A 21,547-nucleotide genomic window follows, 5' to 3' on the forward strand; every position below is an offset into this window, starting at 1 on the left:
ATGACTACTTGTGTTCGGTACAGGTCACAAGCATTGTTGTAGCGCTTGACGGGTTACATGCGCAGCACACCGAAGCGACTGTCCTCGATCTCGGCATTCATGGCCGCGGCCAGTGACAGACCCAGGATGTCGCGGGACTGCAGCGGGTCGATCACGCCGTCATCCCACAGGCGCGCACTGGCGTAGGTCGGATGGCCCTGACGCTCGTACTGCTCGCGTACCGGCGCCTTGAAGGCCTCTTCTTCCTCGGCGGGCCACTCGCGCCCCTCGCGGGCATGCTGGTCGCGCTTGACCTGTGCCAGCACGTTGGCGGCCTGCTCGCCGCCCATCACCGAGATGCGTGAGTTGGGCCACATGAACAGCAGGTTGGGGTCATAGGCGCGCCCGCACATGCCGTAGTTGCCCGCGCCGAAACTGCCACCGATCAGCACCGTGAACTTGGGTACCTTTGCGCAGGCCACCGCCGCCACCAGCTTGGCGCCGTGCTTCGCGATGCCTTCGTGCTCGTAGCGCGAGCCGACCATGAAGCCGGTGATGTTCTGCAGAAAGATCAGCGGAATCCGGCGCTGGGTGCACAGCTCGATGAAGTGTGCGCCCTTGAGGGCGCTTTCCGAGAACAGCACGCCATTGTTGGCGAGGATGCCGACCGGATGGCCATGCAGATGCGCGAAGCCGGTGACCAGCGTCTCGCCGTACTCGCGCTTGAACTCGTCGAAGTCAGAGTCATCCACCAGGCGGCCGATCACCTCGCGCACGTCGTAGGGTTTCTTGAGGTCGGTGCCGACGATGCCGTAGAGCTCCTGCGGGTCCAGGCGTGGTGGACGCGATTCGCGCAGCGCGAGCTGGCCCTTGCGTTGCCAGTTGAGGCGCGACACGGCGCGGCGAGCCAGCTGCAGGGCATGGGCGTCGTTGTCGGCCAGATGGTCGGCCACGCCGCTGATCTTGCAGTGCACCTCGGCGCCGCCCAGCGCTTCGGCGCTGATGTCCTCACCGGTGGCGGCCTTCACCAGCGGCGGCCCCGCCAGGAAGATGGTGCCTTGCTCGCGCACGATGATGGATTCGTCCGCCATCGCCGGCACATAGGCGCCGCCTGCGGTACATGACCCCATCACCACGGCGATCTGCGGGATACCCTCGGCAGACAGCGTGGCCTGGTTGTAGAAGATGCGGCCGAAGTGGTCGCGGTCCGGGAAGACCTCGTCCTGGTGGGGCAGATGCGCGCCACCGGAATCGACCAGATAGAGGCAGGGCAGGCGATGCTTGCGGGCGATTTCCTGGGCGCGCAGATGCTTCTTGGCCGTCATCGGGAAGTAGGTGCCGCCCTTGACGGTGGCGTCGTTGGCGACGATGACGCACTCCACGCCGCTGACGCGGCCGATGCCGGTGACCAGGCCCGCGCCGGGGACAGGGCTGTCGTAGACGTCGTGGGCCGCCAGTGCGGAGAGTTCGAGGAAGGGCGAGCCTTCATCGATCAGGTGGTCGATGCGTTCGCGCACGAACAGCTTGCCGCGCGACTCGTGACGCTCACGCGCCTTGTCACCGCCACCGGCCGCGACGGTCTCAAGCAGCTGATGCAGGCGATCGACCTCGGCCTGCATCGCCGCTTCATTGGCGCGGAACTGGTCACTGCGCGGATTGATCAGGGAGGTCAGTATGGCCATCGAGCAAGCTCCAGCGGCGAAGGGATACGAAAAAGAGTAGGGGATGACGAGAGGTGTCAGGCGCTCTCGTTGAACAGTTCACGCCCGATCAGCATGCGGCGAATCTCGCTGGTGCCGGCGCCGATCTCGTAAAGCTTGGCGTCTCGCAGCAGGCGTCCGGTAGCGTACTCGTTGATGTAGCCGTTGCCGCCGAGCAGCTGGATGGCATCCAGCGCCATCTGGGTGGCCTTCTCGGCGCAGTAGAGAATGACGCCCGCGGCGTCCTTGCGTGAGGTCTGGCCGCGATCGCAGGCATTGGCGACCGCATAGAGATAGGCGCGACAGGCATTGAGGGTGGTGTACATGTCGGCGACCTTGCCCTGCACCAGCTGGAATTCACCGATGGCCTGGCCGAACTGGCGACGCTCATGCAGGTAGGGCACCACGATGTCCATGCAGGCCTGCATGATGCCGATGGGGCCGGCGGCCAGTACGGTGCGTTCGAAATCGAGCCCGCGCATCAACACCTTGACGCCACGATTGACCTCACCCAGCACGTTCTCGACCGGCACCTGGCAATCCTGGAAGACCAGTTCGCAGGTGTTGGAGCCGCGCATGCCGAGCTTGTCGAGCTTCTGGGCGGTGGAGAAACCGGGGAAGTCCCGCTCGATGATGAAGGCGGTGATGCCCTTGGAGCCGGCGTCCGGGTCGGTCTTCGCGTAGACCACCAGGGTGTGGGCATCCGGGCCGTTGGTGATCCACATCTTGTTGCCGTTGAGCACGTAGTGATCGCCGCGCAGTTCGGCCTTGAGCTGCATCGAGACCACGTCAGAGCCGGCGCCGGGTTCGGACATCGCCAGCGCGCCGACATGCTCGCCGCTCATCAGTTGCGGCAGATAACGTGCCTTCTGCTCGGCAGTGCCGTTGAGCTTGATCTGGTTCACGCACAGGTTGGAATGCGCGCCGTAGGAGAGCGCCACCGAGGCGCTGGCGCGCGAGATCTCTTCCATCGCGATGCAGTGCGCCAGATAGCCCATGCCGCTGCCGCCGTCCTCGTCGGGCACGGTGATGCCGAGCAGGCCCATGTCGCCGAATTTCTGCCACAGGTCATCGGGGAAGGCATTGCTGGCATCGATCTCGGCGGCGCGCGGGGCGATCTCGTCGCGGGCAAAGGCGTTGACCTGCTCACGCAGCAGGGTGTGTGTCTCGTCGAGTCCGAAATCCAGCGGTGAATAGAGGCTGTGCATGATCTGGCATCCTGTAGATCGGTGAAGCGCGATGAGCAAGGCCCGCCAGGGGCTGTGATGACCTGATGGCAAACGGTCTGTCGCAAACGGGCCGTCGCGAACGGTCTGTCGCGAAGGGTCTGTCACGTAGGGCTTATCAAGTCCGCCCGCCATGGGTCGCCTTGGCGTGTGATGGAAATTACTCTAGGTCAAAGTTGACGTTAACGTAAAGGTCATTATGCGGCGCTTTGACCAAGGTCGCAGGGCTTGCGGCAGACGATCAGCAGGGAGACTCGAGAGGGGAGTGCCAGGTCGAAAAGCTGAGTTACATAACGTCAGGGAGAGAAAGTCAGTCAGAGAGGCTCAGTCAGAGAGGCTCAGTCAGAGAGATTCAGGTCGAGAAGGTCAGGTCGAGAAGGTTAGGCAGAGAAAGTCATTGAGAGAACGTCATTGGGAGAAAATTAGCTCAGGAAACGAAATTGCTCCGGCATCGCCGAGGTGACTTGATAAGCTGAGACGCTGTAGTCACTGTTGATTGAGGAAGTCGTGAGGGCGTCAGTGGGGAGCATTCCCGTCCCCTGTCTGGTGTCACCGGCACTCTTTAGTGTGCAAGTGCGCTGACTCGCCAGCGCTTTTTACCATTCCAGACTCATGCTCACCTGCCTAGAAGGACCTACTCGATGAGTGATGACACCGCCCCGGCAGTCCGCTTCAGCGGCCTGCACAAGGGCTTTGCCGGTCAGCGCCTGTTTGAAGGCATTGATCTTGAACTGCCGCGTGACCGTATCACCGCCCTGGTCGGTGCCAGTGGCTGTGGCAAATCGACCCTGCTGCAGCTGATCAACGGCCTGATCCGCCCGGATGAAGGTGAGGTGAAGGTATTCGGCTCCGCCATCGATTACGCCAACCTGCCAGCCATGCGTCGGCGCATCGGCTATGCCGTCCAGCAGATCGGCCTCTTTCCCCATCTCAGCGTGCGCGACAACGTCGCCATTCTCGCTGACCGCGAAGGCTGGAGCGCCGAGCGCGTCAAGGCACGCATCGCGCGCTTGTTCCAGATGATGGATCTCGACATGGCGCTGCTGACCCGCTATCCCCACGAGATTTCCGGCGGTCAGGCCCAGCGCGTCGGGCTGTGTCGCGCCATGATGCTGGAACCACCGTTGCTGCTGCTCGATGAGGCCTTCTCGGCCGTCGACCCGATCACGCGCATCGAGGTGCACGCCCAGTTCCAGCGCATGCAGCAGGAGGAGCCGCGCAGCGTGGTGATGGTCACCCACGACATGAACGAGGCGCTGAGCCTGTCTGATCACATGGTGGTGATGGCGCCCGGCGTGGTGCTGCAGGCCGCCAGCCCCGACACCATCACCACGGCGCCGGCGGATGAGCGCGTGGCCCGACTGCTGGAGGCACGCGCATGAAGACGCTGATGACGACTCCCGTCCTGCAACGCTCGCGCCGCGGGCTGTCCGGCGCGCTGATGGTCGCCGGCCTGGCGCTTGCCAGTCTTGGGGCGCTGATGAGCAGCCCGCTTGCCAGCGCGGAAGAGCAAGCCGCGGCATGGCCCGAGGACAAGCCGATCGTGGTCGGCTCCAAGGCGGATCGCGAAGGACATCTGCTGGGCGAGGTCTTCGCGCAGGTGCTGGAGGACGCCGGCGTCACGGTCGAGCGCCGTCTGGGGCTGGGACAGACCATCATCACCTATCAGGGGCTGGCGGAAGGCGAGCTGGATGTCTATCCCGAATACACCGGCACCCTGGCGCACGCCATTCTCAAGCTGGATGACGTACCCCCGCTCAAGACGCTCGATGAGCTGAGCCGCGAGCAGGGCTTGCGCGTGCTCGAGCCGCTGGGCTTCAACAATACCTACGCCGTCAGCATGCGCCGCGATCAGGCCGAGTCGCTGGGCATCAGCACCATCGGCGATATGGCTGATCACCCGGATCTGTCCGTCGCGATGTCGCATGAGTTCATCAAGCGTCCGGATGGCTGGCCGGGGCTGGCCGCGGAATACGGCCTTTCCCAGGTGCCGCGTGGCATCGAGCACGGCATCGCCTATCAGGCGCTGCGCGAGAGCAAGATCGACGCCACCGATGCCTATTCCACCGAGGGCGACATCAAGCGCTTCGACTTCGTGCTGCTCGACGATGACAAGGGCTACTTCCCCGAGTATCTGGCGGTGCCCTTCGTGAATGCTGCCTTGCCGGAAGATGCCGTCGCGGCGCTCAACCAGCTGGCGGGCAGCCTCGATGAAGACAGCATGCAGGCGCTCAACGCCCGAGTCTCCACCGATGAGCAGAGCTTCGCCCAGGTCGCCAGTCGCTTCATTCAGGAGCAGGGCATCACCACCGAGCAGCGTGAAGTCAGTGGCGCCAAGTGGGACAAGCTGGGTACCAATCTGATCGAGCACCTGCAGTTGACGCTGTCCGCGCTGCTGCTGGCGTGTCTGGTCGGCCTGCCGCTGTCACTGCTTGTCTATCGCAATCCGAAGGTCTCGCGGGTGGTGCTCTACGTCACCGGCCTGCTGCAGACCATCCCCTCCATCGCGCTGCTGGCACTGATGATTCCGCTGTTCGGCATCGGGGTGGTACCGGCGGTGATCGCGCTGTTCGTCTACTCCTTGCTGCCGATCATCCGCGCGGCGATCACCGCGTTGCTGACGGTGGACCCGCTGCTGGTCAAGGTGGCGCGTGGCATGGGGCTGACGCGACGTGAGCAGCTGCGTCACGTCATCCTGCCGCTGGCGACGCCCAATCTGCTCACCGGCATCAAGACCGCTGCCATCATCAATATCGGCACCGCGACGCTGGCAGCCTTCATCGGCGCCGGGGGTCTGGGCGAGCCGATCGTCACCGGGCTTTCGCTCAATGACTATGATCTGGTGCTTTACGGGGCGATTCCCGCGGCATTGCTGGCCATCTGCGCCGAGCTGCTGTTCGAGCTGTTCGAGCGCCTGGTGATACCGGCGCATATGCGGGGCTTGAAGTCGCGCTGAGCCGGAAAAAACGGCGTAGTACATTACACGACAATCATGTCGCAACTCTTGTACAAGGCGTGCAGTAAAAAAGGAAGGCTGCTGCGAAGGTTTAACGTTGGTCGTCGATCAGAGTAATGTGAAGGGGAAAGTAAGGGCTTGCTGACAGGGCTTGCAGGCAGGGTTTGTAGACAATGCCGGGCAATCTTGTACGGCTCGGTCCTGCAGCAGCCTCTACCCCCCTTTGAAGGAGAGATTCATGCGTATCAAAAATCTGTTTCCGATTGCACTGGTCGCCGCGACTCTGGCCCTGAGTGGCTGTGGTCTGTTCGGTCATGGCCACGGCCATGGTGGTCACGGCGGTGGCGGTGGCGGCAAAGGTCACGCGATGATCGACACCCCGGCCAGCGCACCGGCGGATCACCTGTCCTGATCTAGCCTCGCCTGTCGGTTGACGAAAAAGCCGCCCCTTTCTGCCTCACGGCAAGGAAGGGGCGGCTTTTTTGTGTTCGTTTCCGTGTCCGTGTGCTGAGCAGAGTAGAGCTGAGCTGAGCTGAGCTGTGTGGGGCTGAGCTGTGTGTGGCAAGGCCGTGTGTGCGAGGACGGTGCTTTCCGTCGCGATGCTTTGAGTCGCGATGCTCTGCGAGCGGCAAGCGCCGGGCAGGCGGCAAAAAAAAGACCTCCCCGAGGGGAGGTCTGCAAGCACGTCACCGTATGTCTGCCGTGACGCTCGGCGCCCTTGAGGCAAGGGTCGACCGATAGAGGTGCCGACAGCTGCGGTTCCTGAGTCTGGAAGCGCTACCAGCTGCCATCCTTGGCTTCGGGGTCAGATGATCAGTTGTTCATGGCCTGCGGAAGATAGAGCACGATCTCCGGGAAGACGTGCATCAGCACGATGGAGAAGATCATCAGCAGGAAGAACGGCAGTGTCGCCTTGGTGATGGTGATGATGTCCTTGCCGGTCAGGCTCTGGATCACGAACAGGTTGAAGCCGACCGGCGGGGTGATCTGCGACATCTCGACCACGATGATCAGGTAGATACCGAACCAGATCAGGTCGAAACCGGCGGCTTCGATGACCGGCATGATGATGGAGGTCACCAGCAGGATCAGCGAGATGCCGTCGAGGAAGCAGCCCAGGATCAACAGGAACAGCGTCAGCACCACCAGCAGCATGGTCGGCGACAGACCCAGGGTGGCGATGCCTTCGGCCAGCTGCATCGGAATCTGGGTGAAGCTCATCGCGGAGGACAGGAAGGAGGCACCGGCGATGATGAAGGCGATCATGCACGAGGTGCGCAGCGCCGCGAACAGCGATTCCTTGAAGGTGGCGGCGGTCATGTGGCCGTTGAGGCGCGCGATGATCAGCGACAGTACCACGCCGACCGCGGCCGCTTCGGTGGGTGACGCCAGGCCACCGTAGATGCTGCCGAGGATGCCGCCGATCAGTGCCAGCAGCGGAATCAGCTGGGCGCTGTTGCGCAGCTTGGCCATGAAGCCCATGTGCGGCTCGTCATGGCCGGCGCGGCCCTGCGGCTCACCGACGACCTTCGACCAGATCGCCAGGTAGCCCATGAACAGTGCCAGCAGCAGCATGCCCGGCAGGACACCGGCGATGAACAGACGCGAGATGGACTGCTCGGTGACCACGCCATAGACGATCATCATGATCGACGGCGGAATCAGCAGGCCGAGGGTCGAGGCACTGGCGAGGGTACCGATAGCCAGGTTGCTGTCGTAGCCGCGACGTTCAAGTTCCGGCAGCGTCATCTTGCCGACGGTGGCACAGGTGGCGGCGGAGGAGCCGCACACGGCGGCGAACAGACCGCTGCCGATGATGTTGGAGTGCAGCAGACGGCCCGGCAGGCGATTGAGCCACGGTGCCAGCGCGCGGAACATGTTGTCGGCCAGCCCGGAGCGGAACAGAATCTCGCCCATCCACACGAACATCGGCAGGGCGGTCAGGTCCCAGCCGTAGCTGGCACCCCAGAAATCGGAGGCCAGGATCGGGCCGGTCTCGAAGGTGGAGAAGAAGGTCAGCACGATCCAGCCGGTGCCGATCAGCGAGAAGGCGACCCACACGCCGCTGCCGAGCAGCAAGGCGAGGGCCAGCAGAGTGACGAGAATGAGTGTCAGCATGTCATTCGGCTCCGTCTTCGGGCTCGGGCGCCACGTAGCTTGAGGGCGCGGTGAAGGCGGTGCGCAGCGTGGCGATCAGGGTCTCGAGAATCGCCAGGCACAGCAGGCCGGTACCGGCGACCAGCACGCTCTGCGGAATCCACAGCGGCAGCGCCAGCAGGCCGGAGGAGATGTCGTGGTACTCGAGGCTCTCGCCGACCAGCAGTACCAGTTCATGGGTGATCAACACGCTCAGGCCGAGTGCGATCAGCAGCGCGAGGCTTTCGATCCACACACGCACGGCGGCCGGCAGGCGGTTGATGACCAGCGTCACGCGGATATGGGCGTGATGCGTGAAGGTGTAGGCGAGGCTCAGGAAGGTGGCGCCGACCAGCAGGAAGGCAGCCATTTCCGACACGCCGGAGATCTCGAAGCCGAGACGCTCGGCGCCGAACATCACCATGATGGCGTCGATCAGGCGCAGGAAGACTTGCAGGCTGACGAGGGTGCAGATCAGCAGCATGCAGGCCGCCGCACCCCACGCACCGAGGCGATAGAGTCTGTCGAAGAAATAGGTCATGACGGGCGCTCACAGGGAAGGTGAGGGTGGCCACGCGATGCTGCGCACAGGCTTGTCCGTGGGTCACCTGCCGGCGGACGGCAGGTGTCGGAGTCTCGAGTGGCATATCGCGTGGCGGGATAGCAACGCTGCAGCTGGGGTCAGTCAGGACATCTGCAGCGCTCAGGCAATGCTCAGACGTTGCTCAGGCAGTGCACGGTCGATGCGCTCGGCCGCATGTCCAGCATTCAGCGCCGGGCAGTCGGGCTTGCGAGCGAATCTCAGGCGTCCAGGTCTGCGCGGTAGCGCTCGAGCAGCTGCTGGCCTTCTTCACCGGCACGCGACTTCCAGTCCTGGAACAGCTTGTCACCGGCGGCCTTGAGGTCTTCGGCCAGCTTGGCGTCAGGCTCGCTGATGGTGAAGCCATTCTCGGTCAGCACCTTGGCGCTCTCGTCGGCATCGGCCTTGCTGGCTTCCCAGCCGCGGGTCTCGGCGGCCTTGGCGGCATCGAGCACGGCTTGCTGGGTGCTCTCGTCGAGACGATCGAAGGCACGCTTGTTGACGAAGACGATGTTCTTCGGCAGCCACAGCTTGGCGTCGTTGTAGTGCTTGACGTAATCCCAGGCCGACATGGACTTGCCGGTGGAGCTGGAGGTGATCATCGCGTCGACACGGCCGGTGCTGAAGGCGGTGGGGATGTCGGCTTCTTCGGTCTCGGTGGGCTTGCCGCCGACGTTCTCGACGAAGCGCTGGGTGTTGATGTTGGGCGCGCGGATACGCAGACCCTTGAGCTGGGAGACGTCGGTCAGATCGAAGTCGGTGTAGATGCCCTGGGCCGGCCAGGCGACCGCGTACAGCGGCATCAGGCCTTCCTTGGCGAACAGCTCGGTGATGTCCGGCTTGGAGGCCTGCCAGAGGGCGAAGGCTTCTTCGTAGCTGGAGGCGACGCCGGGCAGGGTGTCCAGCTCGTAGACCGGCGATTCGTTGGAGAGAATCGACAGGAAGATCTCACCGGCCTGGACAGTGCCGCGACGTACGGAAGGCTTGATCTCGCCGTGGGAGATCAGCGAACCGCCGCTGTGCACGGTCACGGTCAGCTCGCCATCGGTAGCCTCGGTGACGTCTTCGGCGAACTGCTTGGTGTTCTTGGTGTGGAAGCTGGCATCGCCATACGGAGTGGCGAGGTTCCACTGTGCCGCGAGTGCCGAGCCACTGAAGGCCAGGGCACCCACTGTCGCCAGCCAGGCGAAGGACTTGACTGTCTGGGTCTTGCGAGTGAGGGAATCGTTGGGCTTACGCATGTCCTGTTCCTCATTATTATTGAATGTTGTCGGCAGACAATTTCATTCTTCAAGCGACGGGGCATCCCGTCCAATCGTTAATTCTGATGCGTAGTATCGATGAAATCTTTCACAGTGTCGTCGCATGAAAGCCTTTGACGATATTGTTAGACCTTGGTCTGACGCTGATCTGATGCAGCGCAGGGCGCGATCAACCCTGACTCAGCGCATGACAGGCGGCCTGGTCAGGGATCGGAATGCGCGTGTTGCTGCGAGTAGGTCTCGGCACACTGGCGGCCGAGGCGTGCCACGCTGGCGCAGAAATCGGGATAGTTGGCATTGCGCCAGATGGCTTCATAGACCATTGGCGGCAATGGGGTCTGCAGTGGCAGGCGCACCAGTTCGCCGTGGCTGATGACATCCTCCACCGTGGCGACCGGCAGTACGCCGATGCCGAGCCCTTCGCTGCTCATGCGTAGGATGGTCATCAGGGTGCTGGTGCAGTGCACCTTGGGCTGGGTGATGCCCTGTTCCGACAGATAGCTGACCAGCTCGGTATAGGGGCGCGCCTGCTTGCTGAAGGAGATGAATGGCGTGGTGGCGAAGCGCTCGCCATCCTCGGCCAGCTGCCCGGCGAGGGTCGGCGAGGCGAACATGCCCATCTCGAAGGTGCACAGCGGAGTCTGGGTGGCGTAGGGCCCCATGGCGGCGCTGTCCATCGCGAACAGCATGTCGAGATCATTGTCGGCCAGACGCTGATGCAGGGAGGGCGAGATATCGACGGTCATTTCCAGCGTCAGCTTGGGATAGCGTTCGGCCAGCTGGCGCATGAAGGCGGGGAACCAGCTGTTGGCGATGGTCTCGATCACGCCCAGACGCAGGGTGCCTGAGAAGGCGCCTTCTTCCTGAAACAGGCGCATGGCTTCGTCGCGGCCACTGAGCAGGCGCTCGGCGTGGGCGAAGAACTCTCGCCCGCGCAAGGTGGGCTGGATGGGGCGGGTGGCGCGTTCCAGCAGGGATTCGCCGACGGTGGCTTCCAGGCGGTTGATGCGGTCCGAGATGGAGGGCTGGGTCAGGTGAAGCTTGGTCGCGCCCTTGCGGAACGAGCCAAGCCGGACCACCCAGACGAAGGCCTCGAGTTCCTTGAAGTCGAACATGGCAGATGCCCCGTGATGAATCGTGAAGACCGCCCATCTTGCCGCATGCGGCGCGGGGCGTCAGCTTTCATCACGGGGCATGGCCCGCGTCAGGCCGGGCGCGGGCTCTCCCGCTTGCGCGGGTCGCTCACGTCATTTGCGAAACAGCTGGCTCTCGCGGTCCTTGAAGGCCTTGAATTCCAGCGCATTGCCGGTAGGGTCGAGGAAGAACATCGTCGCCTGTTCGCCGGGTTCGCCCTTGAAGCGGATATGGGGCTCGATCTCGAAGGTGACGCCCTCGGCGATGAGGCGGTCCGCCAGTGCCTGCCAGGCGTCCATCTCCAGTACCACGCCGAAGTGCGGCACCGGCACGCCATGGCCATCGACCGGATTGCGATGCTGAGCGACGGCGCTTGCCGGGTCGGCCAGCGCCGGGTTCAGGTGGCAGACGAATTGATGGCCATAGAGGTCGAAATCGACCCAGCTGTCGGACGAGCGGCCCTCGGGGCAGCCCAGAAACTCGCCATAGAAGCGGCGTGTCTCGGCGATATCGCGGACCTGGATGGCAAGGTGGAACGGGTCGCTGACGGCCATGGTGAAACTCCTGTTGTTGTTGGGGATTCGGCTGAGCAAGGAATGACTTCAGACCAGCGGTGGGCGGGGTGACAGGCCCTGAAGTCACCGCTCGGCTCGCCCAAGACAGAAGCATGATGCGCGCTGTCGGGCAAGCGATACACGGCCGGTGCTTTCATGGCGCAAGATGATGAAAGATTTCACCGATATGACGAATCATAAAATACGATTGGATACCAAGACGGCCCCTTACATAGAGTGGAGGCATAACAACACACAAGATCTGACCTGTGAGGTTCCGCTATGTCCCGCTCTGCTCCCTCCCTCCCCCTGCTCAACTGCGATATGGGCGAAAGCTTCGGCAACTGGAAGATCGGTCTGGATGAAGAGGTCATGCCCTTCGTCGACTGCGCCAATATCGCCTGTGGTTTCCACGCCTCCGACCCCAGCATCATGCGCCGCACCGTGCGTCTGGCGGTCAAGCATGACGTGCGCATCGGTGCGCACCCGGCCTATCCGGACCTGCAAGGCTTCGGCCGTCGCTCGATGGCGTGTTCGCCTGCCGAGGTCGAGGACATGCTGCTCTATCAGATCGGTGCGCTCGATGGCATCTGTCGCGCCGAAGGCACTCGCGTCCAGTACGTGAAGCCGCATGGTGCGCTCTACAACGACATGGCCGCCGACCCGACGCTGCTGCGCGCCGTCATGCAGGCCGTGGTGAGCTATGACGCCAGCCTGCCGCTGATGGTGATGGCGACCGCCAACCCCGCGCCGATGCAGGCGCTGGCCGATGAGATGGGCATCACGCTGTGGTTCGAGGCCTTCGCCGACCGCGCCTACGACTCACGCGGCCACCTGGTGTCGCGTCGTGAGCCGGGCGCCGTGCATCACGACAGCGAGGTGATCATCGCCCAGTCCGTGACGCTGGCGCGTGGTGAAGCGCTGACCGACAGCAGCGGCGGTGATCTGGTGCTGTCCGCCGATACGCTGTGCGTGCATGGTGACAACGCCGAGTCCGTGGCCGCGGTGCGCGCCATCCGTGAAGCCTTCGATACGTTGGCGGGTGCCTGATGGCGGGGGCTGACAGCCACGGCCGTGGCACGTCACCGCAACTGCGCCTCGAGACCGTCGGCATGGACTCGCTGATCATCCGGCTGTTCGATCGCATCGAGGAATCCAACATGGCCTGGGTGCTGGCCGCCGACAGTGCGCTGCGTGAGGCCTTCGGTGCGGCGCTGGTCGATCTGGTGCCGTCCTACACCACGCTGCTGCTGCATTACGATGTGGCCGCGCTGGAAGAAGGCGAGGCGCGTGCCCGCATTCAGGCCGCGCTGGCGGATCTCGCGCCGGGCAGTGGCCAGCAGGGCCAGCTGCATGAAGTGCCCGTCTGGTATGACGACAGTGTCGGGCCGGAACTGGCGCCGATCGCCGCGCGGCTGGGCATCAGCGTCGAGGCGCTGATCGAGCGTCACGGGGCGCATGACTACTGCGTGTTCGCCCTCGGCTTCGCGCCCGGTTTCGCCTTCATGGGCGTGCTGGAAGAGGCGCTGACCACACCGCGCCTCAAGACGCCGCGCCAGAAGATCGCCCCCGGCAGCGTCGGCATCGCCGACCGTCAGGCCGCCATCTACCCGTCTCGCTCACCCGGTGGCTGGAACATTCTGGGCCGAACGCCCATTACCCTGTTCGGGCGCAACGAGGCCGGTGAACCGTCCAGTCGTTTCATGCCCGGTGATCGCGTGCGCTTTGTCTCCGTGAGCCGAGAGGAATTCGTTCGCCTGGGCGGCGATGTCACCCCGCTGGAGGAACGCGCATGAGCGACGTGAAGACGAAGACGACGCTGCGCGTCGAGCGCAGTGGTGCCCTGGCGCTGGTGCAGGATGCTGGCCGTCTGGGCGTGCGTCACCTGGGCGTGACCCAGGGCGGCGCGGCGGACTGGGTATCGCTGGGCTGGGCCAACTGGCTGCTGGGCAACGCCCATGACGCACCGGGACTCGAGATCACCATGGGCGGCGGCTTGCTGCTCAAGGTCGAACAGGCCGGCACTCTGGCGCTGTGCGGTGCGGACCTGGCCGCGACCCTCGACGGCGAGGCGCTCGCGCCGGGACAGGCCTTCGAGGTGGCCAGCGGGCAGCAGCTCAAGTTCGAGCGTCCCGTTGCTGGCCTGCGCGCCTATCTGGCCTTCCCCGGTGGCCTGGATGTCGCCCCGGTGCTGGGCAGTGCCGCCAGCACGGTGCGCGACGGCCTCGGCGGGCTGGATGGTGAAGGGCGAGCCCTGGCCAGCGGTGATGTGTTGACGGCTGCCAGCAATGAGCTGTCGCTGCGCGAGCTGCCGGCGTCGGCACAGGCATGGCAGCAGTCGCTGGCCGCCAGGGAAGGCGAGGCACTGGAGTTGCCGCTGGTCGTGGGGGCGCAGATCGCCGAGTTCAGTGGCGACAGCCTCTATCGCGCCTTCAACAGCGAATGGGCGGTGGATGGGCGCGCCGATCGCATGGGCGTGCGCCTGACCGGCCCGCGTCTCGAGCGTGAAGGAGCGGGCATGGTGTCCGAGGGCATTCCACTGGGCGCCGTGCAGGTGCCGGCCGATGGCCAGCCCATCATATTGCTCAATGATCGCCAGACCATCGGCGGCTACCCGCGCCTTGGCGCGCTGACGCCACTGGCCTGTGCACAGCTCGGGCAATGTGTGCCGGGCACCCGGGTGCGACTGGCGGCCGTGACACCGGGACAGGCGCGTCGTGATCACCTCGAGGTGCTGGCCGGCTGGCAGTCGTGATGCGCCGCAGCGGAGCTTTCAGCTCGACGCCTGCAGGCCAGAGCGACTAGGCCTGAACATTTAGACCTGAGCGACTGGATCGAAGCGTGCAGACAAAAAAAGGGCCTCCAAGTGGAGGCCCTTTCGGTTTTCCCGTGAGGGAATCTTTGATGCTGTTGGGAGTGATTGATCAGATCACACCCTTGATGAACAGATTCCCGGAGAAACGTTGCGCGAGCATCGGGAAACGTTGCACTGACTCGTGGGTATCGATGAAACACGAAGCAATGCGGTCATCATGTCGGGCACATTACCCTCACATGCTGACGGGTAACGAACGGCTTATCCCCCGAACGGGACTGTACTGGCAAGAATAACGGTTGAGGCAGGCGGATGCCAGTCATTTGCGAGCGCTGTTTCCTAATTTTTTCCTCGCCGCATCCCTGCGGTGAGTTCTGCTGATTCATCGTGCCCTTCACTGCCGGGCAGGACGCTTGCGCAGGCGCCACAGGTGAACCTCCAGCCAGCCGGCTTCCAGGGCCAGCATCAGGTTGCGTTGCATCTGGGAAAAGGCCGGGCCGAACACCAGTTCCGGCGTCAGGCCACGGGCGGCCAGCATGGCCGGCGAGGGCGCAGGCGCGTCCTCGCGGTAGGCACCGGGCTGCTCGCTGGTGCTCTCGCGCATGCGCCGCGCCTGCCAGCTCAGCACCTGATCGGTCAGCTCGACATGGGCATCGACCTCGAAGCCACTGCTGGCCATCGCCTCATGCAACTCCTCGCAACTGGCCAGCTGATCGCCACGCGGTGACAGCGCCCAGGGCAGTGGCAGGGCAGGGCGCTCGCCAAACGCCTGCGCCTGCACGCTGAGCACCGGCTCGTGCAGCAGGAGATAGCCATCCTGCTCGAGACAGTCATGCCACTGGGTGAGCGTGCTGACCTTGTCGCTCAGATGCACCAGCAGGTGCTGGCTGAAGAGGCGATCAAAGCGGCGGCCCGACAGTGCCGGATGCAGCTCGGGGTAGCAGGCGTCGCCCTCCAGCACGCGAATCGACTCGCGCAGTCCGGTGGCCCGGTTGAGGGCGATCGCCAGCTCGCAGAGGCTGCTCGAGAGATCCAGGGTGGTGATGTGGTGGTCCGCGCCTGCGTCACGCGACTGGCTGGCAATATGCCGCGCCAGCCCGCCAAGGCCGGCGCCGAGTTCGAGCATCGCCAGCCCCCGCGGCTGGGGTTCCAGCCGGGCGAGGGCCAGCAGCTCGCGGGTGCCTGTCACGCCCCCCAGATGCAGTTGGTCCAGCCCGGCCAGTGCCATGATCGGCAGATCGCCGCTCGGGTGGGCGTCGATCAGCGTCTCGAGTGCCTCGTCGAGGGCCGCATGATGGTGGCTCGCCGCATAGTGGGCGACCTGCTGACGAGCGCTGCTCAGGTGGCGTGTGGCGGGGGCGTCATCCTCCTCCTCACGTGACGTGCTCACCTGGCCAGTCCCAGCTCTTGCGTCGCGGCCTCGCGCATCTTGAACTTCTGGATCTTGCCGGTCACGGTCATCGGGAATTCCTCCACGAACTTGATGTAGCGCGGCACCTTGAAGTGAGCGATACGTCCCTGGCAGAACGCCTTGAGCGCCGGTTCATCGAGCTGCTCGCCTTCCTTGAGCTTGACCCATGCCATCACTTCCTCGCCATACCGCTCATCGGGCACGCCGATCACCTGCACGTCCGACACCGCCGGGTGGGTGTAGAGGAAGTCCTCGATCTCGCGCGGATAGATGTTCTCGCCACCGCGGATGATCATGTCCTTGATACGTCCCACGATCGTCACGTAGCCGTCTTCATCCAGCGTAGCGAGGTCGCCGGTATGCATCCAGCGGCCGGCATCGATGGCCTTGGCGGTGGCCTCCGGGTTGTTCCAGTAGCCCAGCATCACGCTGTAGCCCCGCGTGCACAGCTCGCCCTTCTCGCCGACTGGCACCACGCGGCCGCTGTCAGGGTCGATGATCTTGATCTCCAGATGTGGGTGCAGGGTGCCGACGGTGGAGACACGCTTGTCCAGCGGCGCCTCACGCGTGCTCTGCAGGCTGACCGGGCTGGTCTCGGTCATGCCGTAGGCGATGGTGACCTCGCGCATGTGCATGCGCTCGATGACCTGGCGCATCACCTCGATGGGGCAGATGGAACCGGCCATGGTGCCGGTGCGCAGGCTGGTGAGGTCGAATTCGGCGAAGCGCGGGTGTTCGAGTTCGGCGATGAACATCGTCGGCACGCCGAACATCGCGGTGGCGCTCTCCTCGCTGACCGCCTGCAGGGTGGCCAGCGGATCGAAGCCCGCTTCCGGATAGACGATGGCGGCGCCGTGGGTCAGGCAGCCCAGGTTGCCCATCACCATGCCGAAGCAGTGGTAGAGCGGCACCGGCATCACCAGTTTGTCGTGCTCGCTGAGATTCATGCGCTCGGCGACGAAGAAGCCATTGTTGAGGATGTTGTGGTGCGAGAGGGTCGCGCCCTTGGGGGCGCCGGTGGTGCCGGAGGTGTACTGGATATTGATCGGGTCATCGAAGGTCAGACTGGCCTGCAGCTCGCCGAGTGTCTCGACGGAGACGCTAGCGGCACCGCTGAGCACATCCTGCCAGTTGAGCATGCCGGGCAGGGCATCCTCGGCCTCGAAGCAGATCAGGCGCCTGAGGTCCGGCAGCGCGCCATTGTGGATGCCATCACGGCCGCGGGCCTCCCTGGCCTCAGGGAACAGCTCCTCGAGGATCGCCACATAGTCGGACGCCTTGAAGCGAGACTGGAAGATCAGCGTCGCCGCACCGGATTGCTTGAGGGCGTAGGCCAGTTCATGGCCGCGGTAACTCGGGTTGAGGTTGACCAGCACCACACCGATCTTGGCGGTGGCGTACTGGATCAGCGTCCATTCGGCGCGATTGGGCGCCCAGATGCCGACGCGGTCGCCGCGCTCGATGCCCATCGCCAGCAGGCCGCGCGCCACGCGCTCGACCTCTGCGTGCAGTTCGGCCCAGGTGTAGCGCAGTCCCTGATGGCGACTGATCAGGGCATCGCGCTCGGGCCAGCGCGCGCAGATGCGGTCGAGGCAATCCCCGATGGTTTCTCCCATCAGTGGGGTGTCGGAGGTAGCGCTGAGATAGCTGGCTGATTGGCTTGCGTGTGCCATTTCGCTGGCAGGCTGGCGTGTGGCGATGGCGTCCTGTGACATGGTGCTTTCCTGTGTCCTTGGTTGTTATTGGTGAGGCAAGGCTTGTCAGGGGGAGCCGCCTCAGGGAGGCGGTGACGCAGTGTTGTCGTTCTTTTCGTTCTTTCCGTTCTTTTCGTTTTTGTCGTCTGGTCGTGCTGTCGTCTTGTCATGAGTCGCGTGATCAGCGGGCGACGCGCTGCTCTCCGGCAGTCTGCTGTCGCCCGCACTCGCGAGGCGCTGGTCAGTTTTCGATAGACGATTCTCCATAGGCAGTCTAGTCGCTGTCACTTGTGTAGCCGGCAGTTATATAGCTGCTGCTGGCGCGAGTGGGGTCTGGTGTTGTGGATTCCAATCAGCTCTCGCTGTCGCTGTCGCCGGCCAGGCGGGCGAGGGCTTCGCGGGCACGTGTCTCGACGTCATCCAGCTCGCGCTGCATGGCGGTGAGATCGCGCAGCTGCCGTTCTAGGCCCTCACGCTTTTCGCTCAGGATGCCAAGCAGGCGGGTGAGCTGCTTCTCGCCACCGCCGTCGGCGGCGTCGTAGAGGTCGACCACTTCACGAATCTCGGCCAGCGAGAAGCCCAGTCGCTTGCCGCGCAGGGTCAGCTTGAGACGCACGCGGTCCTTGTCGCGATAGACGCGCGTCTGACCGCGTCGCTCCGGGTGCAGCAGACCTTCCTGCTCGTAGAAGCGGATGGTGCGCGTGGTCACGTCGAAGTGCCGTGCCAGCTCGCCGATGCTCCAGGTGCGCTGGGTCGGACGGATGGCGTCGCTGGTGCTGGTGGTGCTCAGCAGGGACTCCACACCGGTATCGTGTGTCGCGCCATCAGGCGTTGCCCGGGATTTGGGGTCAGGACTTGGGGTCATCATGGTATCTGTCATGGGCGCTGCCGCTCCGGATGCTGTGCGCGCCAAGGAGAGGGGAATGCTCCTTGGCGCAGTGGGTGCCAGCGGCGTCTGGCCGTGAATTTTCTACAGACTAGCATTGTTTACGTTAACGTAAAGGGTAATAGTATTTGCAGCCAACCAAGCAGATGCTAGGTTGAATCAGATCACAGTCTCGGCTTGCCGTTTTCTGCAGGACGGCCTGGTTCTGCAGAACGTCTTCAGCTCTGCAAGGCGGCTCGCCTGACGACTTCGGCTCTGTTGACACACTGTCTTCCTCCCAATAACAACAGCCACAGGAATGCCACGCCATGTCTTCGACGTCTCTCACGCCCTCTACTACCGGTTCACTGGATCTGCTGTCACGCCTGCGCGCCGTGGTCGCCGGTGACAGCGCGCCGCTGGTGCTGCCTCAGCTGATCAATGGTCAGTTTGTCGAAAGTCGCGCCGATCAGCACCTGAGCGTCACCAACCCGGCCACCAACGGCGAGATCGCTCGCGTGCCCCTGTCACCGCTGAGTGAGCTGGATGAAGCGCTGGACCACGCCGAGCAGGCCTTCCAGCGCTGGCGCAACACGCCGGTGCCGACCCGTGCCCGCCTGATGCTCAGCTATCAGCATCTGCTCAAGCAGCATCATGACGAGCTGGCCGAGATCATCTCCCACGAGCTGGGCAAGACCTTCGAGGACGCCAAGGGCGATGTGTGGCGCGGCATCGAGGTGGTCGAGCACGCCGCCAACATTCCCAGCCTGCTGATGGGCGAGACGGTGGAGAACGTCGCCACCGGCATCGACAGCTATTCCGTGACCCAGTCGCTGGGTGTCTGCCTTGGGATCACGCCGTTCAACTTCCCCGCCATGATACCGCTGTGGATGTTCCCGCTGTCCATCGCCTGTGGCAATGCCTTCGTGCTCAAGCCGTCCGAGCAAGTGCCGCTGACCACGCTGCGGCTGGCGGAGCTGTTCATGGAAGCTGGTGCCCCCGAGGGCATCCTGACCGTGGTGCAGGGCGGGCGCGATCAGGTCAATCATCTGCTCGCCCACGAGGTTCCGCGCACCGTCAGCTTCGTCGGCTCGGTGCCGGTGGGTCAGCACATCTATCGCACCGCCACTGACAACCTCAAGCGCGCCCAGTGCTTCGCCGGGGCCAAGAATCACATGGTGATCATGCCGGACGCCCCGGCCGACCAGGTGGTCAACGCGCTGGTCGGTGCCAGTGTCGGCGCGGCGGGTCAGCGCTGCATGGCGATCTCGGTGGCGGTCTTCGTCGGTGATTCGAAGGCCTTGATCGAGCGCGTGCGCGACGCCCTGGCCGAGGTGCGCCCGGGCGCCTGGGATGACAAGGGCGCTAGCTACGGGCCGCTGATCTCGCCGCAGGCGCTGGAGCGCGTGACCGGCTGGATCCAGCAGGGCGAGCAGGAAGGTGCCGAGCTGCTGCTGGATGGTCGCGGCGTCTCGTTGGCGGGCTATCCCGATGGCAACTGGCTGGGGCCGTGTCTGTTCTCCAAGGTGACGCCGGAAATGGTGCTCTATCGCGAGGAGATCTTCGGGCCGGTGCTGTGCTGCATGGAGGCGGCGGACCTGTCCGAAGCCATCGAGCTGATCAACAACAACCCCTACGGCAACGGCACCTCCATCTTCACGCGCTCCGGCGGCGCGGCGCGGCGCTTCCAGAACGAGATCGCGGTCGGTCAGGTCGGCATCAACGTGCCGATTCCGGTGCCGCTGCCGTTCTTCTCCTTCACCGGCTGGCGCGGCAGCTTCTTCGGCGATCTGCATGCCTATGGCAAGCAGGCGGTGCGCTTCTATACCGAGACCAAGACGGTGACGGCGCGCTGGTTCGACGATGCGCCGGCCGAGGGCAATCAGCCCAACTTCTCGATCCAGATGCGCTGAGGGCTCTCTTCACAAGACCGCTGAGGGCTCTTTTCACAAGACCGCTGAGGGCTCTTCAGATGCGCTGATGGCTCCTCAGATGCGCTGAGCCGCTTTGACAGGCCCGGGCGATAGACCCGGGCCGACAGAACAAGGACAACAGGAAGCAGCTGCATGAACTTTTCGCTGACCGATGACCAGCGTGCCCTCCAGGAGGGGGCGCGTGCCTTCGCGGATGCCGAGCTTGCCCCGCATGCCGCCGAGTGGGACGCCACGGCCCACTTCCCCATCGAGACACTTCGCAAGGCGGGCGAGGCCGGTTTCATGGGGCTTTACGTCCCCGAGGAGCACGGCGGCCTTGGCCTGCCACGCCTCGACAGCTCCATCATTCTCGAGCAGCTGGCGACCGGCTGCATCTCGACCACTGCCTACATCACCATCCACAACATGGTGGGCTGGATGATCGCCAGTTTCGCCACGGACAGCTGCCGCGAGCAGTGGGTGCCGGCGATGGTGGCAGGCGACAAGCTCGGCTCCTACTGCCTGACCGAGCCGGGCAGCGGCAGTGATGCCGCCAGCCTGCGCACCCGCGCCGAGCGCGAGGGCGATGACTACTATCTGAGTGGCTCCAAGATGTTCATCTCCGGTGCCGGCGCCACGGACGTGCTGGTGGTGATGGCGCGCACCGGCGAGCCGGACAGCGGCGCGGCGGGCATCTCGGCCTTCGTGGTGCCGGCTGACGCCGAGGGCATCAGCTACGGCAAGAAGGAAGACAAGATGGGCTGGAACAGCCAGCCGACCCGGCTGGTGAGCTTCGATCGCGTGCGGGTTGCGGCGGCCAATCGTCTGGGCGAGGAGGGCGAGGGCTTCCGCTTCGCGATGAAGGCGCTGGATGGCGGTCGCATCAACATCGCGACCTGCTCACTGGGCGCGGCCCAGAAGGCGCTGGAGCTGTCGCGGGATTATCTCGGCGAGCGCAAGCAGTTCGGGCGCGAGCTGGCCCAGTTCCAGGCTCTGCAGTTCAAGCTGGCCGACATGGCCACCGAACTGACCGCGGCGCGCACCCTGGTGCGGCTGGCGGCCTTCAAGCTCGATGAGGGCGACGCCGAGGCCAGCGCCCACTGTGCGATGGCCAAGCGCTTCGCCACCGACATGGGCTTCGAGGTCTGCAATCAGGCACTCCAGCTGCATGGCGGCTACGGTTATATCCGCGAGTATCCGTTGGAGCGACTGGTGCGTGACACCCGTGTGCACCAGATTCTGGAAGGCACCAACGAGATCATGCGTCTGATCATCGCGCGGCGTCTTCTGACGCCGGGCATGATCGAGTCGCTGGCGTAACG

General features: G+C 64.2%; 18 protein-coding genes. 8 read left to right on the top strand and 10 right to left on the bottom strand.

Annotated elements, in window-relative coordinates; translation table 11 throughout:
* Window positions 1–53: 53 nt before the first annotated feature.
* Both IZU87_RS05655 and IZU87_RS05660 read right to left on the bottom strand, forming a co-directional pair.
* Complete coding sequence (locus IZU87_RS05655; protein ID WP_213113951.1) at window positions 54–1,661, bottom strand: carboxyl transferase domain-containing protein; 1,608 nt, start codon at window positions 1,659–1,661, stop codon at window positions 54–56.
* Between the two features lie 56 nt (window positions 1,662–1,717).
* Window positions 1,718–2,887, bottom strand: a complete 1,170-nt coding sequence (locus tag IZU87_RS05660) for an isovaleryl-CoA dehydrogenase (RefSeq protein WP_213113952.1) — start codon at window positions 2,885–2,887, stop codon at window positions 1,718–1,720.
* A 659-nt stretch (window positions 2,888–3,546) separates the two neighbouring features.
* On the opposite strand from IZU87_RS05660, the gene IZU87_RS05665 reads away from it, so the two are divergent.
* The 3 genes from IZU87_RS05665 (at window position 3,547) to IZU87_RS05675 (ending at window position 6,273) form a co-directional block, all read left to right on the top strand.
* Window positions 3,547–4,287 carry an ATP-binding cassette domain-containing protein gene (locus IZU87_RS05665; RefSeq protein ID WP_213113953.1) on the top strand — a complete coding sequence of 247 codons (741 nt, stop codon included), beginning with the start codon at window positions 3,547–3,549 and terminating at the stop codon, window positions 4,285–4,287.
* A gap of 8 nt (window positions 4,288–4,295) precedes the next feature.
* Window positions 4,296–5,861, top strand: a complete 1,566-nt coding sequence (locus IZU87_RS05670) for a glycine betaine ABC transporter substrate-binding protein (protein WP_213113954.1) — start codon at window positions 4,296–4,298, stop codon at window positions 5,859–5,861.
* A 238-nt stretch (window positions 5,862–6,099) separates the two neighbouring features.
* Window positions 6,100–6,273 carry a hypothetical protein gene (locus IZU87_RS05675; protein ID WP_165873989.1) on the top strand — a complete coding sequence of 58 codons (174 nt, stop codon included), beginning with the start codon at window positions 6,100–6,102 and terminating at the stop codon, window positions 6,271–6,273.
* Between the two features lie 401 nt (window positions 6,274–6,674).
* Here IZU87_RS05675 and IZU87_RS05680 read toward each other — a convergent pair whose 3' ends face one another.
* The 5 genes from IZU87_RS05680 to IZU87_RS05700 form a co-directional block, all read right to left on the bottom strand.
* Window positions 6,675–7,979 carry a TRAP transporter large permease gene (locus IZU87_RS05680; RefSeq protein ID WP_043331336.1) on the bottom strand — a complete coding sequence of 435 codons (1,305 nt, stop codon included), beginning with the start codon at window positions 7,977–7,979 and terminating at the stop codon, window positions 6,675–6,677.
* A gap of 1 nt (window position 7,980) precedes the next feature.
* Window positions 7,981–8,538 carry a TRAP transporter small permease gene (locus IZU87_RS05685; protein ID WP_043331335.1) on the bottom strand — a complete coding sequence of 186 codons (558 nt, stop codon included), beginning with the start codon at window positions 8,536–8,538 and terminating at the stop codon, window positions 7,981–7,983.
* 260 nt (window positions 8,539–8,798) lie between these two features.
* Window positions 8,799–9,818: a TRAP transporter substrate-binding protein gene (locus IZU87_RS05690; protein ID WP_213113955.1), complete on the bottom strand. Its 1,020-nt coding sequence runs from the start codon at window positions 9,816–9,818 to the stop codon at window positions 8,799–8,801.
* 224 nt (window positions 9,819–10,042) lie between these two features.
* Window positions 10,043–10,954, bottom strand: a complete 912-nt coding sequence (locus tag IZU87_RS05695; protein ID WP_213113956.1) for a LysR family transcriptional regulator — start codon at window positions 10,952–10,954, stop codon at window positions 10,043–10,045.
* A gap of 132 nt (window positions 10,955–11,086) precedes the next feature.
* Window positions 11,087–11,527 carry a VOC family protein gene (locus tag IZU87_RS05700; protein WP_213113957.1) on the bottom strand — a complete coding sequence of 147 codons (441 nt, stop codon included), beginning with the start codon at window positions 11,525–11,527 and terminating at the stop codon, window positions 11,087–11,089.
* A gap of 282 nt (window positions 11,528–11,809) precedes the next feature.
* On the opposite strand from IZU87_RS05700, the gene IZU87_RS05705 reads away from it, so the two are divergent.
* From IZU87_RS05705 to IZU87_RS05715, 3 genes are read left to right on the top strand one after another with little or no spacing between them, the layout of a single operon-like run.
* A complete protein-coding gene (locus IZU87_RS05705) occupies window positions 11,810–12,577 on the top strand; it encodes a 5-oxoprolinase subunit PxpA (RefSeq protein WP_249330453.1) in 768 nt (255 codons plus the stop codon).
* Entirely contained in the window at window positions 12,577–13,323 is a 747-nt protein-coding gene (locus tag IZU87_RS05710; protein ID WP_054555508.1) for a 5-oxoprolinase subunit B family protein, read from the top strand. Before IZU87_RS05705 ends, IZU87_RS05710 begins: the two co-directional genes overlap by 1 nt.
* Window positions 13,320–14,282, top strand: a complete 963-nt coding sequence (locus tag IZU87_RS05715; protein ID WP_213113958.1) for a 5-oxoprolinase subunit C family protein — start codon at window positions 13,320–13,322, stop codon at window positions 14,280–14,282. Before IZU87_RS05710 ends, IZU87_RS05715 begins: the two co-directional genes overlap by 4 nt.
* A 454-nt stretch (window positions 14,283–14,736) precedes the next feature.
* Here IZU87_RS05715 and IZU87_RS05720 read toward each other — a convergent pair whose 3' ends face one another.
* From IZU87_RS05720 to IZU87_RS05730, 3 genes are all read right to left on the bottom strand, one after another.
* Window positions 14,737–15,732 carry an SAM-dependent methyltransferase gene (locus tag IZU87_RS05720; protein WP_213113959.1) on the bottom strand — a complete coding sequence of 332 codons (996 nt, stop codon included), beginning with the start codon at window positions 15,730–15,732 and terminating at the stop codon, window positions 14,737–14,739.
* On the bottom strand, window positions 15,729–17,468 hold the full coding sequence (locus IZU87_RS05725; protein WP_502711604.1) for an AMP-binding protein: 1,740 nt from the start codon (window positions 17,466–17,468) through the stop codon (window positions 15,729–15,731). The genes IZU87_RS05720 and IZU87_RS05725 overlap by 4 nt, the downstream gene beginning before the upstream one ends.
* A gap of 331 nt (window positions 17,469–17,799) precedes the next feature.
* On the bottom strand, window positions 17,800–18,327 hold the full coding sequence (locus tag IZU87_RS05730; RefSeq protein WP_339926963.1) for a MerR family transcriptional regulator: 528 nt from the start codon (window positions 18,325–18,327) through the stop codon (window positions 17,800–17,802).
* 314 nt (window positions 18,328–18,641) lie between these two features.
* On the opposite strand from IZU87_RS05730, the gene IZU87_RS05735 reads away from it, so the two are divergent.
* On the top strand, window positions 18,642–20,225 hold the full coding sequence (locus IZU87_RS05735; RefSeq protein WP_213113960.1) for a CoA-acylating methylmalonate-semialdehyde dehydrogenase: 1,584 nt from the start codon (window positions 18,642–18,644) through the stop codon (window positions 20,223–20,225).
* Window positions 20,226–20,378: 153 nt separating this feature from the next.
* A complete protein-coding gene (locus tag IZU87_RS05740; RefSeq protein WP_043331325.1) occupies window positions 20,379–21,545 on the top strand; it encodes an acyl-CoA dehydrogenase family protein in 1,167 nt (388 codons plus the stop codon).
* The last annotated feature ends 2 nt before the right edge of the window (window positions 21,546–21,547 follow it).

Origin of the sequence: Cobetia sp. MC34, assembly GCF_018340035.1 — a bacterium.
Classification (GTDB): Bacteria; Pseudomonadota; Gammaproteobacteria; order Pseudomonadales; family Halomonadaceae; genus Cobetia; species Cobetia amphilecti.